The sequence below is a fragment of the Streptococcus sp. 714 genome (assembly GCF_013277115.1).
Classification (GTDB): Bacteria; Bacillota; Bacilli; order Lactobacillales; family Streptococcaceae; genus Streptococcus.
Map to the genome: position 1 here is coordinate 49569 of NZ_VMMH01000017.1, position 15813 is coordinate 65381.

10 protein-coding genes, 1 tRNA gene and 1 riboswitch are annotated in these 15813 nt (G+C 39.9%); of the genes, 4 read left to right on the forward strand and 7 right to left on the reverse strand.

Annotated features, from left to right (window positions below; all coding sequences use genetic code 11):
* Positions 1 to 127: 127 nt before the first annotated feature.
* On the forward strand, positions 128 to 1501 hold the full coding sequence (gene mnmE, locus HT718_RS06495) for a tRNA uridine-5-carboxymethylaminomethyl(34) synthesis GTPase MnmE (protein ID WP_173267923.1): 1374 nt from the start codon (positions 128 to 130) through the stop codon (positions 1499 to 1501).
* Between the two features lie 46 nt (positions 1502 to 1547).
* On the opposite strand, the gene dapA is transcribed toward mnmE, so the two are convergent.
* The 4 genes from dapA to HT718_RS06515 all read right to left on the reverse strand — a co-directional run bounded on the left by dapA (position 1548) and on the right by HT718_RS06515 (position 4696).
* Complete coding sequence (gene dapA / locus HT718_RS06500) at positions 1548 to 2483, reverse strand: 4-hydroxy-tetrahydrodipicolinate synthase (RefSeq protein ID WP_173267924.1); 936 nt, start codon at positions 2481 to 2483, stop codon at positions 1548 to 1550.
* A 55-nt stretch (positions 2484 to 2538) separates the two neighbouring features.
* The gene (locus tag HT718_RS06505) at positions 2539 to 3615 is read right to left on the reverse strand and encodes an aspartate-semialdehyde dehydrogenase (RefSeq protein ID WP_000542462.1); all 1077 of its coding nucleotides are present in this window, start codon (positions 3613 to 3615) and stop codon (positions 2539 to 2541) included.
* A 399-nt stretch (positions 3616 to 4014) separates the two neighbouring features.
* Positions 4015 to 4087: transfer RNA gene (locus tag HT718_RS06510), tRNA-Thr, on the reverse strand.
* Between the two features lie 99 nt (positions 4088 to 4186).
* Positions 4187 to 4696: a QueT transporter family protein gene (locus HT718_RS06515; protein WP_125451664.1), complete on the reverse strand. Its 510-nt coding sequence runs from the start codon at positions 4694 to 4696 to the stop codon at positions 4187 to 4189.
* Positions 4694 to 4790, reverse strand: a riboswitch (PreQ1 riboswitch). (Overlaps the previous gene by 3 nt.)
* A gap of 28 nt (positions 4791 to 4818) precedes the next feature.
* On the opposite strand from HT718_RS06515, the gene HT718_RS06520 reads away from it, so the two are divergent.
* Entirely contained in the window at positions 4819 to 5250 is a 432-nt protein-coding gene (locus tag HT718_RS06520) for a GtrA family protein (protein WP_020900769.1), read from the forward strand.
* Between the two features lie 81 nt (positions 5251 to 5331).
* Positions 5332 to 5712, forward strand: coding sequence for a large conductance mechanosensitive channel protein MscL (gene mscL / locus HT718_RS06525; RefSeq protein WP_140832809.1), 381 nt, complete (start codon positions 5332 to 5334; stop codon positions 5710 to 5712).
* Between the two features lie 40 nt (positions 5713 to 5752).
* Here the strand turns inward: mscL and hemH are convergent, their stop codons facing one another.
* Positions 5753 to 6847 (reverse strand): ferrochelatase, encoded by a 1095-nt coding sequence (hemH, locus tag HT718_RS06530; RefSeq protein WP_173267925.1) that lies wholly within the window; start codon positions 6845 to 6847, stop codon positions 5753 to 5755.
* A 153-nt stretch (positions 6848 to 7000) separates the two neighbouring features.
* Here hemH and pepT point away from each other — a divergent pair, with 153 nt between their 5' ends.
* Positions 7001 to 8221, forward strand: a complete 1221-nt coding sequence (gene pepT / locus HT718_RS06535) for a peptidase T (RefSeq protein ID WP_173267926.1) — start codon at positions 7001 to 7003, stop codon at positions 8219 to 8221.
* A gap of 313 nt (positions 8222 to 8534) precedes the next feature.
* On the opposite strand, the gene HT718_RS06540 is transcribed toward pepT, so the two are convergent.
* Both HT718_RS06540 and HT718_RS09615 read right to left on the reverse strand, forming a co-directional pair.
* Complete coding sequence (locus HT718_RS06540) at positions 8535 to 15005, reverse strand: SIALI-17 repeat-containing surface protein (RefSeq protein ID WP_173267927.1); 6471 nt, start codon at positions 15003 to 15005, stop codon at positions 8535 to 8537.
* A 434-nt stretch (positions 15006 to 15439) separates the two neighbouring features.
* Positions 15440 to 15813, reverse strand: a 374-nt coding sequence (locus HT718_RS09615) for an SIALI-17 repeat-containing surface protein (protein ID WP_240147362.1), incomplete at its 5' end; no start/stop codon positions are given.

Below are 15813 nucleotides of genomic sequence, written 5' to 3' on the forward strand. Positions count from 1 at the left end.
AAGCAGAAATGCTTAGGCTTTTTCAATCTCCAAGTAGCATCCATTGAAGAAATAGTCCAAATTTGTTACAATTTGAAAAGAGACTTGGAATATTCCAAGAAAAGAGCTATGAATTAAAGGAAACATTATGATTACACGTGAATTTGATACCATCGCTGCCATCTCTACTCCACTCGGTGAAGGGGCTATCGGTATTGTCCGCTTGAGCGGAACTGACAGTTTTGCCATTGCGCAAAAGATTTTTAAAGGAAAAGACTTGAATCAGGTTGCTAGCCACACGCTTAACTACGGTCACATTGTTGATCCTCAGACAGGAAAAGTCATGGACGAGGTTATGGTTGGAGCTATGAAGTCTCCAAAGACCTTTACTCGTGAGGATATTATTGAGATTAATACCCACGGTGGGATTGCGGTGACCAATGAGATTCTCCAGCTGGCTATCCGTGAAGGAGCTCGGTTGGCAGAACCTGGTGAATTTACCAAACGTGCCTTCCTAAATGGTCGTGTGGACTTGACACAGGCCGAGGCAGTGATGGACATCATCCGCGCCAAGACTGACAAGGCCATGAACATTGCAGTTAAGCAATTAGACGGCTCCCTTTCTGACCTCATTAATAATACTCGCCAAGAAATCCTCAATACTCTTGCCCAAGTCGAGGTTAATATTGACTATCCTGAGTATGACGATGTTGAGGAAGCTACTACTGCTGTTGTCCGTGAGAAGACTATGGAGTTTGAGCAATTGTTAACCAATCTGCTTCGAACAGCCCGCCGCGGTAAAATTCTTCGTGAGGGAATTTCAACTGCTATCATCGGACGCCCTAACGTTGGAAAATCAAGTCTTCTCAACAATCTCTTGCGTGAGGACAAGGCTATCGTAACAGATATCGCAGGGACAACACGAGATGTCATCGAGGAGTACGTCAACATCAATGGTGTTCCTCTCAAATTGATTGATACGGCCGGTATTCGTGAAACAGATGACATCGTGGAACAAATCGGTGTTGAGCGTTCGAAAAAAGCCCTCAAAGAAGCTGACTTGGTACTACTAGTGTTAAATGCCAGTGAACCACTAACTGCTCAAGACCGACAACTGCTTGAAATTAGTCAAGATACTAATCGTATTATTCTACTTAATAAAACAGACCTGCCTGAAGCAATTGAAACTTCAGAACTCCCTGAAGATGTCATCCGTATTTCAGTTCTTAAAAACCAAAATATCGATAAGATTGAAGAGAGTATCAACAACCTCTTCTTTGAAAATGCAGGTTTGGTTGAGCAAGATGCTACCTACTTGTCAAATGCCCGTCATATTTCCTTGATTGAGAAGGCAGTCGAAAGTCTACAGGCTGTTAATGAAGGGCTGGAACTAGGTATGCCAGTTGACTTGCTTCAAGTTGACTTGACTCGTACTTGGGAAATCCTCGGAGAAATCACAGGGGATGCTGCTCCAGATGAACTCATTACCCAACTCTTTAGCCAATTCTGTTTAGGAAAATAAGAAAAATCCATGATCCTTCTTGCGGTCATGGATTTTATTGTAATTATTAGTAATCTGGTCTCAAAACACCTGTTACAGTTGCCTTAGTTGCTTCGTAGTCGCCATCTACAACAACCTTGATAATGCGTTTTGCATCTTCTTCTGGTGCTGGAACAAGAGGTAGACGAGTTGGTCCAGCTTCAAATCCCATGTAGTTCAGAACTGCCTTAACAGGAGCAGGACTTGGATAAGAGAAGAGGGCATTGACTTTAGGAATGAATTTACGCTGAATAGCCGCTGCTTTCTTCATATCGCTTTCTGCAATTGCAGTGAACATTTCGTGCATCTCATCTCCATTTGTATGGGATGCAACAGAAATAACCCCGTCTGCACCAAGGTTCATGGCATGGAAAGCATCTCCATCCTCACCAGTATAGATCAAGAACTCTTCTGGCTTGTGCTCAATCAAGTAAGCCATATTTGCCAAGCTAGTACATTCTTTGACACCAATGATATTTGGATGGTCAGCCAAACGAAGCATAGTTTCTGGAGTCAATTCGACAACCACACGCCCTGGAATGTTATAGATAATAATAGGTAGGTCCGAAGCGTCTGCAATGGCTTTAAAGTGCTGGTACATCCCTTCTTGAGAAGGTTTGTTGTAGTAAGGGACAATAGCAAGTCCAGCTGCAAAACCACCAAACTCTGCTACTTCTTTGACAAACTCGATAGAGTCACGAGTATCATTGGTACCGATACCAGCAATAAGCGGTACCCGACCATTAACAACTTTTTGTACAGCAGTAAAAATCTCCAACTCTTCATCGTGAGTCAAGGTAGGACTTTCAGCTGTCGTACCAGCAAGAAGAATTCCATCCGTGTGATGAGCCAGCAAATGCTCAATCAAGGCTGGAATAGCATCAAAATTGATAGAACCATCCTCATGGAAAGGAGTAATAAAGGCTGTGATGATTTTACACTCTTTTAAATCTTGGTAAGACATGAAAACACCTCTCTATTTCAAAGAAGGAGTTCATCTGAACTCCTAAACGATATTACTATTTTAATTCAAATTTCAATTCGGCCGTTGGACGAACCAATCCACGTTCATGAAGAGTTTCTGCAATCTGAACTGAGTTCCAAGCAGCACCTTTGAGAAGGTTATCTGAAACAACCCACATGTGAATTCCTTTTTCTGCATCCAAGTCTTTACGGATACGACCAACAAAGGTATCACGTGAACCAACTGCATTGATGGCTTGCGGATAGATTTGATGAGCGACATCATCTTCAAGAACAGCACCTGGGAAAGCTGCGATAGCTGCTTTGACCTCTTCGATTGGAGCCACTTCTTTTGTTTCGATATAAACTGACTCAGAGTGAGCTGACAAGACTGGAATACGCACACATGTTGCAGACACTGCGATGCTATCATCTTCCATGATTTTCTTGGTTTCCTTAGTCATCTTCATCTCTTCGTAAGTGTAATCATTGTCTGTGAAGACATCGATTTGTGGCAGAGCGTTAAAGGCGATAGGATAATGTTTCTTGTCACCGCCTGAAGGTAAGATTTCCGCATGCAAATCACGTGGTTTCACACCATCATTCAGGACTTCACGAAGTTCACGTTGTGTCTCAAGAATCGCTCCCATACCAGCACCTGAAACTGCTTGGTAAGTTGAAACGATGATACGGTCCAAGCCCCATTTTTGGCGAACTGGCTCAAGAGCCACCATCATTTGGATTGTTGAACAGTTAGGGCAAGCAATAATCCCGTTGTGGGCATCAAGTGCGTGAGCATTGACCTCTGGAACAACCAAAGGAACGTCTGGATTTTGACGGAAGTAAGATGTATTATCAACTACTACCGCTCCAGCTTTAACTGCATATGGTGCATACTTAGCTGATGTAGAACCACCTGCTGAAAAGAGAGCAATATCAACTCCTTCAAAAGCAGTTTCAGTCGTTTCTTCAATCGTAATATCTTGGTCTTTAAATTTCAAAGTCTTGCCCGCTGAACGTGCAGAAGCAAGTAAACGAATTTTATCGATTGGAAGTGTTGATTCTTCCAACATTTTTATCATCTGAGCACCGACAGCACCTGTCGCGCCGACTACAGCAACTGTATATCCCATAAGTAACCTCTTTCGGAATTTTCTAAAAATTTCTATAATAGATGTATTATACTACTTTTTCCATGAATTGCAAAGCTTTTTCATCATTTTTTAGAAAATAAAAATCCCCAGTCATTAGACCAGGGACTAAGAGGCATCTTCATGTGATGAGCAGGTTCACACAACTCATCAAGGTCCGCTCCTGCGTTATGACCTCCTTATGCTCAATAGTAGTCCGAAAACTACCTATCGACTCATCGCGTCTTCTATTCTACTAAAGAGAATGACTTTTGTCAACAGACGAAACTCTTTAGTTTTATTTACACGGGTGCATAAGAAATATCTTTGAAAAATTGGGGTCAGATTTGGGGCAGACATAACAAAAACCCTTGTAAATCAAGGGTTTTTCTGACTATTTAATGCTAATTGCCGGGATTGAACCGGCGACCTCATCCTTACCATGGATGCGCTCTGCCAACTGAGCTAAATCAGCTTACTTAAAAAGTATACTATAGTTAGAAAAACTTGTCAAGTTTCCTTAGACATTTTCCATAAGAAAAAGCCAGGTAAGAGCTACCTAGCTTATCTTCTTCTATTTGCTTAAATCGATTCGACGACCAATTTTACCAATAATAATTGCTCCAATAATCAATGAGGCAAATTCACCAATTCCTGTTGTGAACCAAGTAAGGAAAAATGGTAATTGCGCTACGATATTCAACTCTGCAGCGATAGTAAACATGGAAATTGAAAAGAGGATTGAGAAAAAGAAATGATCTTTTCGAATTAATCCATTAAAGAGGTATTCCTTGCTGTATTTTGCAAAAAGCCAAACACCTAGACTGAGGAATACTAGTGTTGATCCACCACCAACAAAGACATCTAGCAGTCCGAAGCTAAAGAAATTAGCAATCATACAACCGATGGTAACTCCGATGATGTACTTAGGATTGTAAAAAGCCATAAAGTTCATCATTTCTGAAATACGGAACTGGTAAGCACCATAGCTAATGGCATTGAGAGGCGGTGTGACAGTCAAAACGACGTAGATAGCAGCAACGATTGCAATATCTGCTACGTCACGAATAGTTAATTTTTTCATCTTTTCTCCTTTGGCGGTTGTCCGCGTGTAATATGCTTGGTGAAAGAAGCTAAGCACCAAGGGTTGATTTATTCAACCTTACTAGTATAGCACAATAGTCCTCTTTATGCTATACTAAGAACATGAAAAATCATATTCAAAGTTTCTTTAAGAACGAGCTCTTGTCCTATCTCTTTTTTGGTATAGCGACTACTCTTATTTCTATTCTATCCCGATTAGTCATTTATCAACTAACTCATAAAGAACTCCTTGCTACTGCCCTAGCAAATATTATTGGTATCCTCTTTGCCTTTATCACAAATGATACAATTGTATTTAAGCAGGCTAGGCAGAATTGGCCAAGACGTTTAGTGAAATTTACTCTTGCCCGTCTTTCTACTTTTCTTTTAGACTTATTTTTAACTTTTCTCTTTGTAACCCAGTTTCCTAATATTATTGGACAATTTGTAAATAATAATATAGACAAGGTTAATACTATCGAAACAGCTATTTCACAATTCTTGATAATTATTCTTAATTACATTTTTAGTAAGGTATTTATTTTTAAAAAATAAAAAAATTTAAGCATATAGCTTGCAAGCATTTCTTAATTAATATATAATAAAGAGTAAAAATTTTGGAAAGGAATTATGAAAATGTTAAAAGATCTTAAAGCATTTTTGCTTCGTGGTAATGTCGTAGACCTTGCTGTCGGTGTGATCATTGCCTCTGCTTTTGGTGCAATCGTAACTTCATTCGTTAACGATATCATCACTCCACTTCTATTGAATCCAGCCTTGGAAGCTGCGAAAGTACAAAACATCGCTGAACTTGCATGGAATGGTGTTACATATGGTAAATTCTTGAGTGCTATTATCAACTTCCTTGTTGTAGGTACTGTTCTCTTCTTCGTTATTAAAGCTATGGAAAAAGCTCAAAGCCTTACTAAAAAAGAAGAAGCTGCTGAGGAAGCTCCAGCTGCTCCAACTGAATTGGAAGTACTTCAAGAAATCAAAGCGCTTCTTGAGAAAAAATAATCGTTTAAAAGGATCTAGCACAAAGCTAAATCCTTTTTCTTTACTCTTTCGGCAACTTACCTGCTTTCTCTAGCATTTTCTTGATCAAATAAGGCATCTTAACATTTTCACGACCTTTTTTCTCAATCAGTTTTTTCACAAATTCTGGCATTTGTAAATCTTGTGATTCATCTAAAATATTTTTAGTTTCATCCGAAGGGACTAATTCATCAAAGGTTTCTTCTTCTGGGAAGAATTCTCTAAATTCTTGATATTCATTGGCTCTGACTGTATTGACCAAGGCATCAATCAAGCGAGAATCCGTATTGGGCATTGGTGGACGATGGTAGGTCACACCCAATTCCTGACATAACTCATAACATTCCACATCATTATCAAACAAGACTTCAATATGCTCGCTAATGAAGCTGATAGGAACAAAAATATAATGGTCTGGATGTTCTGTCTGTTCTCTGAGATACTCCAAAACATCTGGTTTAATCCATGGAATACCGATATCACTCTCACTCTGCCAGGTATTGGTATATTGTTCTGAAGTCAAGCCTAGTTTTTCAGCGACTAGCTTGCTATTTTCAAAAATTTGGTCTATATAAGGATCACCAAAGTCCAAGGCAAAAATAGGCACACTATGGGCTGAAAAGATGACTTTAAAGCTGTCTTGCTTTACTTCTGCTTTTAAAATCTTAGCAATTTCATCCGCCCAATAGTTTAAGAGCGCTTCTTCCTGATACCAGTCCTTAATGACCATAAATTGAATTTGTTTGCTTTCTAAAAATTTTTCATAGCCCATGACAGAGTAAAAAGAATAATGGGGCTCCAAAATCAGGCAAATACACTGCTCAATTCCGTCTGCTTCCATCTGACCAATCACATCTGGAATAAAGGGGCTGGAAAACTTATTGGCAAAGTAAACACTATACTCATTCCCCAGTCTAGCTTCTACCAAGGCAACCTCTTCACGAGTAATTCTTTGCAGAGGAGTACCTCCAATTCGTACATAATTATCATAGAGAGTCTGAATCTCGTGGTCTTGGGGTCGCACTCCACGACGAATATTTGTGAAAAAATCAGCTACACCTTCAAAGGTAATCTCTTCTGGTGAACCGAAGGTCATCATTAAAATTGCTTTTTTCATAACTGCTTCCTTGTGATGTTTTTATCAAGTTTATTTTATCATTAATTCATCAATAAGTAAACGCTAACATAGGGACATTCTCAATCTTCTGTCTTTTGTTTTTCTTTTCTTTATATGATACAATGGAAAAAATGAATTCAAAAGGAGTTTTTTATGACTTACCCCAATCTCTTGGACCGCTTCTTAACCTACGTTAAGGTCAACACGCGCTCTGATGAACACTCTACTACTACTCCAAGTACGCAGAGTCAGGTTGACTTCGCAACCAATGTTCTTATCCCTGAAATGAAACGTGTTGGATTACAAAATGTTTATTATCTACCAAATGGTTTTGCGATTGGTACCTTGCCAGCCAATGATCCATCTTTAACACGTAAGATTGGCTTCATCTCCCACATGGATACTGCTGATTTTAATGCCGAAGGAGTCAAGCCACAGGTAATTGAAAACTATGATGGTGGTGTGATTGAACTTGGAAATTCTGGTTTCAAACTCGATCCAGCTGACTTTAAGAGTCTAGAAAAATATCCAGGACAAACGCTCATCACAACCGATGGAACAACCTTGCTAGGTGCTGATGACAAATCAGGGATTGCTGAAATTATGACTGCTATTGAATATCTGACTGCCCATCCTGAAATCAAACACTGTGAGATTCGTGTTGGTTTTGGTCCAGATGAAGAGATCGGTGTTGGTGCTAATAAATTTGATGCAGAAGATTTTGATGTTGATTTTGCCTACACAGTTGATGGTGGGCCACTAGGTGAGCTTCAGTACGAGACCTTTTCAGCAGCGGGTGCTGAATTGCATTTCCAAGGACGCAATGTCCACCCTGGTACTGCCAAAGGGCAAATGGTCAACGCCCTTCAGCTAGCAATTGATTTTCATAATCAACTTCCAGAGAATGACCGACCTGAGTTAACAGAAGGTTACCAAGGCTTCTACCATCTAATGGATGTGACAGGTAGTGTCGAAGAGGCGCGTGCAAGCTACATCATTCGTGATTTTGAAAAAGATGCCTTTGAAGCGCGTAAAGCAGCTATGCAGTCTATCACTGATAAGATGAATCAAGAACTTGGTAGCGACCGTGTCACTCTCAACTTGACAGACCAGTACTACAATATGAAAGAAGTCATTGAAAAAGATATGACTCCAATTACCATTGCCAAAGCTGTTATGGAAGATTTAGGCATCACACCTATTATCGAACCAATCCGTGGAGGGACAGACGGCTCTAAAATTTCCTTTATGGGAATCCCAACTCCAAATATCTTTGCTGGTGGCGAAAACATGCATGGACGTTTTGAATACGTTAGCCTTCAGACTATGGAACGTGCAGTTGATACCATCATTGGTATCGTAGCTTATAAATAATTGATAAAAAACCGAGCATATCCAACTACGGAAATGCTCGGTTTTAGTATTTTATACTCTTCGAAAATCTCTTCAAATCATGTCAACATCGCCTTGCTGTACTCAAGTACAGCCTGCGGCTAGTTTCCTAGTTTGCTCTTTGATTTTCATTAAGTATTAGAAGTGACTTCTTTCCCTGCCCCTTTAGTCATCTCTCAATTTTCTCGTCTACTTGATTATATTCCACTTAATACAAGGAAAACAATCTAAAACTAATTGTTACAACCTTCTTGCATCCAATTCGAATACACTATTTAGGGACATTTTACATTAATTAATCTTTTTTTCTTTTGACTATTCCAATCATTCCTAAGAACATGCCTATAATTCCTACAGATGCAAAAGCAGAACCATCTTCACTTCCTGTTTTAGGTAGAACTTCTTGACGATTTGCAGGTGCCTGATAAGTTTTATCTTCTAACATAGGCGGAACTACATATGATTTCTCATCATTTTTATATACGATTTCATTCATAGTTGTTTCAGAGTCAGTTACATCACTAGTAAATCCTGATTCTTGATGACTTGTAGCTTCTCCACTAGGAACTCCTTCCTCAACGTTCGAAACTCCATGAGCAACTCCTTCAGAATCAGTCACACCACCAGTAAACTCTGGTAAGTTGTGAATAGCTGCTTCAGAATCAGTCACACCACCAGTAAACTCTGGTAAATTGTGAATAGTTGCTTCAGAATCAATCACACCACCAGTAAACTCTGGAACCTCATGAACAGATGATGCGATTTTACCTGATTCTTCTTTCTTAGTTCCGACCAATACAATTTCATCTTGCGCAACTTCAACAACTTCACGAAGTTTTATAGTACGGCTTCCATCTGGTGCTACTTCAGTCAAGATACGTTCCTTGCCTGCACGACCTACCTGAGTCACTCGAGTTTCACCTTTTGGAAGACTTGAATCTTCTTGTTTAACTTTCTTGAAGTTAATTACTTTTTCTACTACTTCAAGACTTGGTTGAGGTTGAACTAGTTCCTTATCTCCATCCGTTGGAACTATGGAATGTTTCACTTCCTCTTTCGGAGTAGCCTGAAGTTGATTAATAGAAGTTAGAGCTGCTTGCAAGGCTTTATCTACTGCATCTTGTGTCTTGGCTTCTTGGATGGCTGTAAGAGCTTGTTCTGACAACTCAACTAGTTTCTTCTTGGATTCTTTATCACTACCTAGTTCCTTGCTCTTGTTTTGAATAGCCTCTGCCAAGCTTGCCATGGCCTTGTCGTAGTTAGGCTCTTCTGGCTGGGATGGTTTCACTTCCTCTTTCGGAGTAGCCTGAAGTTGATTAATAGAAGTTAGAGCTGCTTGCAAGGCTTTATCTACTGCATCTTGTGTCTTGGCTTCTTGGATAGCTGTAAGAGCTTGTTCTGACAACTCAACTAGTTTCTTCTTGGCTTCTTTATCGCTGCCTAGTTCCTTGCTCTTGTTTTGGATAGCCTCTGCTAAGCTTGCCATGGCCTTGTCGTAGTTAGGCTCTTCTGGCTGGGATGGTTTCACTTCCTCTTTCGGAGTAGCCTGAAGTTGATTAATAGAAGTTAGAGCTGCTTGCAAGGCTTTATCTACTGCATCTTGTGTCTTGGCTTCTTGGATGGCTGTAAGAGCTTGTTCTGACAACTCAACTAGTTTCTTCTTGGCTTCTTTATCGCTGCCTAGTTCCTTACTCTTGTTTTGAATAGCCTCTGACAAACTTACCATGGCCTTGTCGTAGTTAGGCTCTTCTGGCTGGGATGGTTTCACTTCCTCTTTCGGAGTAGCCTGAAGTTGATTAATAGAAGTTAGAGCTGCTTGCAAGGCTTTATCTACTGCATCTTGTGTCTTGGCCTCTTGGATAGCTGTAAGAGCTTGTTCTGACAACTCAACTAGTTTCTTCTTGGCTTCTTTATCGCTGCCTAGTTCCTTACTCTTGTTTTGAATAGCCTCTGACAAGCTTGCCATGGCCTTGTCGTAGTTAGGCTCTTCTGGCTGCTCTGATGTCGGAGTATCTTCTTTTCCATAGTTTTCTTCTTTATCAAGAATAGCTTGCAGGGCTGTGGCTATTTTCAGAATTTCTTGAGCATTAGCAGGACTTGCTGAAAGTTGTTCAGATAATTTATCTAAGTTTGATTTGAAAGCTTGACGCGCCTCTGGAGTGTTCTTCAAACTTGTTTGGTCAAATTTAGCCAATTCATCCTTCCAGTTCTTCATAGCTTGAACTAATTCTTCTTTGGTATAAAGAGCGCTATCTTCTCCACGAGTGATGAACTTATCAACTTGAATACCAATATTTCTAGAGGTATCATTTCGTTTTGGATCCAATTGCAAGGTTACAGCGTGCCAACCTTCTTCGAGTCCAGTCAAACGAACAAGAGTCTGATCACCTTGACGTGTAGTTGCTGTTCCACTGAAGTACTTCTTACCATTGACATCAGTAGCATTTCCTTGACCATCTTGATACTCAAGTTCTTTACCATCTAGAGTAACCTTATAGATACCATGTCCAGGATCAACAAAACCTTTAATTTCAAGACCTGTTCCATAAAAATAGGCTGTTACGCTAGCATTTTTCTTCTGCTCTTCATTCAAACGACCAAATGATGCCCAAGACTCAGTATTTTGGTATTTACCTGCCGAATTGGTTTCATGATGCCAACCTGGGCTATAATCAAGTTGACTGGCCTGGTCATCATGACTGACTTGATCTTTTTGAAGTAAGTCAGCCTTCATTACTCGAACAGTTGCTTCTGAAGCAAATCCAAGCAAGGCATTATCTGATGCGCTTGTCATTTTCACTTTAAAGTCAAAGATTGAATCAGCTTGCTCAGTAAAGTCAATTGTCGGAATTGTCAAAGTCTTTTCTGTTTCACCTTCTTGGAAGGTCAAATCAGCTGTTGTATCCTTATAAACCTTACCGTGAACCCCTGTTCCTGGTTCAGTCACGACATGGACTGTTGCAGCTCCTTTGCTACCACCAACACGTTTAATGGTTACAGTAACTGGTTGGCCTTTTTGAACTTCATAGGTAGTTTCTTTCAACTCAAACATACCTTTACCAGCATTATTTAGCGTGTAGATACCTTCAGTTGCAATAGCTTTGCCAGTTTTGTTAACGAGTTTGATGGTATGTTCACCTGGAGCCAAGTCATCTGTTTCATAAACCATCTGGCTACGTTTACGAGCTGCATTATTAGTTTGTACGTCTGCAACCTTTTGACCATCCACGTAAACTGACATTTCACCGTGGTTTGGATCCACTGTAGATACGACATAAGCTTTAGTTCCATTGAAGCGGTAGGTTACGCTAGCATCCTTTTTATTGGTCCACATGGATGTACCACGGATACCTTCAGATTCGTCATACCAGGTTGTATTAGCTTTATCAGCTGTTGTATTTGAATGGTAATCCAAGCCTAGAGGATAGCCATCTGTTTTTTCGATACTACTTGGTGTCTTATAAACAGAGAAGTTTGTCAAAATAGGAGTTGCTTGTGAATTCGTGATAGTCACACGAATCTTTTGTGCTTCTACAGGTTGCCCTTGGATGAGACGACGATAACCAACAGTCGAACCTTCTCCATATGGAACCCAGCGACCATTGAGCTCAACTTCAACCTTAAATCCTGAGATACGTTGACCTTTAGCGATATCTTCTTTGAGTTCGACTACGTCAAAACGTCTCTTTTGACCAAGATCCACAGTGAATTCACCTGTCTTCGCATCATTTGACAATGCCCAACTAGTATCATCCTTACCATCGGTTAGGTTGCTTGCTTGGTACAAGTGATTCTTACGGGTAGAGCTTGCAGTAACGGTTGCTCCCTTTGCGAAGTCAGTCGCATACATTTGATCCAAGGTTGCTCGAAATTCTTTCAAACGAGCCACATCTGCATCTGCGAATTTACCTTCTTTATTTGGTGGAATATTGAGGAGAAGTGGCGTTCCACGACCAACAGACTTGAAGTAGATATCCATCAAATCTTTGATTGATTTTGGCTGTTGATTATCATGGTAGAACCAACCTGAACGGATAGAAACGTCTGCTTCACCGACAGAGTACATATCTCCTTCTGGATCTCCATGGTTGAGATAGTCATTCTTCACATCGTCAGTGATCTTAGCTTTCTTAACCTTGTGCCAAACTGGATCTCCAGCGATACCACGCTCATTACCAATCCAACGGACGCTTGTTGGTTGAGCTGAGAAGATAGCGATATCTCCTTCAGCTTTCTTGATGTACTTGAACCACTCGTCAAAGGTGTAGGTTACTTTTTGAGCTCCGCTACCACGCGCACCATCCATCCACACTTCGATAAATTTCCCCTTATTTCCGTATTTAGGATTGCCAAGGATTTCCTTGAGTTGGTTGAGATAGTATTCGTTATACTCTTTTTCAGTTGAAACATGATATTTAGGGTTATTTGCATCCCATGGTGACAGGTAAACCCCCATATTCATGTCATACTTGGTCGCTGATTTAGAGATTTCTTCGAGAAGGTCTCCCTTGCCGTCTTTCCAAGGACTTGCCGCTACGGTATGTTTTGTATATTGAGAAGGATAGATTACAAATCCATCATGGTGTTTTACAACCATGATTGTTCGCTTGAATCCTGCATCCTTCAAAGTCTTAATCCACTGGTCTGTGTCAAGATTAGTTGGATTAAAGTTTTGAGGATTCTCTCGACCGTTCCCCCATTCAGAGTTAGTGTAGGTATTCATACCATAGTGGATGAAGGCTGCCAATTCTTCCTTGTGGTAGTCCAATTGAGCCTTACTTGGCAATGGCCCATAGTTTCCAATTTCTGTTTCTTCGTCTTTTGGATCCACTACTGGAGTTGCAGGAGTTACTGGTTTTGGATCTTCTATTTTTTCGTATTCAAAAATAACTTGGTTCACTCCTTTATGTTGGATTGTTGCTTCTTGGCTTGCATTGACTGCACGGTAGCCTGCAATTTCTTTGGCTTGGAATCTGTGAACAAAGGAAACTTCGTATTCTTTACCATCGTTATTGTCAACAGTTGCAGGCGCTAATTCTTGATCTGTGCCTTTCAAGCGGTAACGAAGGTCGAAGGAACCTTTATTGACTTTATAAACAACCTTAATGACACGAGTTCCTGCAGGAGCCTTGCTCACAACGCTATAATCATCTCCCCAGGAATCTTTCAGTTGCTTGTTGACAGCTTTGCCATCAATCGATACAATCTCATATTTTTCTTTATTCTTCTTGTAGAAGTCAGTTTTCTCAATTTCTGTTTTATAGTTATAATCAAACTGAGTTCCAACTTCCGTTTTTTCAACAAAAGTATCGTTTTCTTTGACTGGATTATCTTTTTGGTCTAGATGTTCTACAACAACTCGTCCATAGTCAACACCTTCAAGAAGCGTTGCAATACCATTTTGATCGAAAGAGTATTTATTTTTGCCAATAACAGCTGTCTTATTTCTAATCATTTCTCCTTCTGGAGTAAAGTAGTAACGATTACCATTATCTCCTTGGTACCAGCCTTTGACTCCATATTTATCAATGATTTCTTTGACCCATGCTAGTTGTTCAGGCGATAGGACAAGTCCTCCTCCAAAGCGATCTTTTTCAGCGATATTCATATTATCAACAGTTCCATGTTGGTGAATTCCAATAACTTTACCATCACCATTAATAATTCCACCACCAGAAAGACCAGAAACAGAAGTCAGGCGATAAGTGATGCCAACCGCTCCTTTATCATCAAGCTTTTCAGTACCCTTAACGACACCATCAGCCTTATACAACTGACCAGGAATGATTGGTTCCTTCAATTCCGGAGAAGTGGAATCTGTCGGATATCCTATGGTACTAACTGGTTCACCAGCTTTATAGCTACGATGTTCTGCTAAAGGAGTAAAGGTAGCTGCCTTATTTGGACTTGCAATCGAAAGTGGAATTGGTGCTACTACTAAAGCTAGATCATTCTTAATTCCTTCACCAAACTTTTCTTTATTCCAAAAATGAATATCCTTTTCCTTGAACAAAACCGTATTTCCTGAAGTTGGCAAAGAATTGTTCTTAGCAGTATTTGAACCTACATTGTAATAAAACTTAGTAGTATCACCGCCACGAATAGAACCTGCATTGGTATCTGCATCCTTAACTAAGAAATTATGAGCTACTGTCAACATAATATTTGGAGCTACAAAGATTCCAGATCCAGAATTGAGATAACGTTGGCTACCTCCACCTGCTAAAGGTGAACTGAAAATTGTATAAACCATAGCAGCTGAGGTAGCTGGCTGGCCTTCATAATTGATACGTTTAAGGTCTTGGCCACCATTGATAACGGCTCTATTTTCTTTTTCGCCTTCAGTTGGAGCTACTTCCGTAGGTTTCAAGATGCTCTTAGTCTCTACCTGTGGACTTTCTTGTTCTGATACAATAGCTGCAGTATCCACTTTTTTCACTGGAGTATCAGGATAGGCACGATCAGGGATTTCTTCAGGGAGTACATCACCAGCCACTTCAGCAGTTTTAGCTTCCTCTGTTGCTTTCTCGGCAGTAGGCTCTGTTTTTTCAGTTACTTTTTCTTTAACTGCTTCTTCTTTTTCATGTTTTACATCTGCCACTTCTTTTGATTGACCGTCAACTTCAAGTTTTGGTTCTGTCACAAGTTCACTAGCCGCAACATTCCCAGATGCAAAAAAAGTAAGACCGACTGCTACAGAAGCAACACCAACAGTCAGTTTACGAATACTAAAGATTCGACCTTTTTCTAAAAAATATTGTTTCATCAAATACTCCTAATCTTCTAGAGCAGTCAGCTACTGCCCGAGCCCAGCTTTAACTGGTGACATTGTTATTTTTATGTACTATTCAAAAACCCCTTCCAATAAATTCTTTATTTAGACCATTACAAGCATCGAGAAATCGCTTACATTCTCTTGGATAAAATAATGCTTCCATTAGCCATTTTCGTTATAATAAGTATACTATATTATAATAAAAAAAACAAAGTTTTTTATTATTTTTACTACTTTTTTACTTCATGTTTTTATGACATTCTATGGCTAAGAACAGATGAGTATAAAGTTCCATTAATATAAAAAGAGGTAGGATGTGTACCTAAAAGATTAGACAGAAAAAATCTAACCTTTAAAAGTCGGTACCTAATTTTATTTCCATTACCTCTTTTTATTTTTTAAAATTTAAGTTCTCAACTTCTCTATTATTCTCTCTTTTTCCCTATCATCAACAAGCCGAGAAACATCCCTACAAATCCTACAATTGCAAGACTGGACTTATCTTCACTTCCTGTTTTAGGTAGGAGATGCTGCTGCGCCTCAGGTGCTTGATAAGTATGTTCTTGCGCCATAGCCTGCACTGCAGTAGACGGGGCAGCCTTATATTCTGCCCCCTTATGCACTGCTGCTTCAGCCTTGTTTACACTATCCGCAAGAGTTGGTAAATTCGAACTAGCAGGCTGTACTTCATGAGCGCCACTTTCATAGGATGGAAGTTCTGATTTAACTGCTTCTACTGCGTTAGCGCCACCTTCATAAGATGGAACTTCTGATTTAGCGGCTTCTACCGCATTAGCGC

Coding starts and splice junctions, on each gene's coding strand:
- mnmE (WP_173267923.1), top strand. CDS start 128: ATGATTACACGTGAATTTGATACCATCGCTGCCATCTCTACTCCACTC.
- dapA (WP_173267924.1), bottom strand. CDS start 2,483: ATGTCTTACCAAGATTTAAAAGAGTGTAAAATCATCACAGCCTTTATT.
- HT718_RS06505 (WP_000542462.1), bottom strand. CDS start 3,615: ATGGGATATACAGTTGCTGTAGTCGGCGCGACAGGTGCTGTCGGTGCT.
- HT718_RS06515 (WP_125451664.1), bottom strand. CDS start 4,696: ATGAAAAAATTAACTATTCGTGACGTAGCAGATATTGCAATCGTTGCT.
- HT718_RS06520 (WP_020900769.1), top strand. CDS start 4,819: ATGAAAAATCATATTCAAAGTTTCTTTAAGAACGAGCTCTTGTCCTAT.
- mscL (WP_140832809.1), top strand. CDS start 5,332: ATGTTAAAAGATCTTAAAGCATTTTTGCTTCGTGGTAATGTCGTAGAC.
- hemH (WP_173267925.1), bottom strand. CDS start 6,847: ATGAAAAAAGCAATTTTAATGATGACCTTCGGTTCACCAGAAGAGATT.
- pepT (WP_173267926.1), top strand. CDS start 7,001: ATGACTTACCCCAATCTCTTGGACCGCTTCTTAACCTACGTTAAGGTC.
- HT718_RS06540 (WP_173267927.1), bottom strand. CDS start 15,005: ATGAAACAATATTTTTTAGAAAAAGGTCGAATCTTTAGTATTCGTAAA.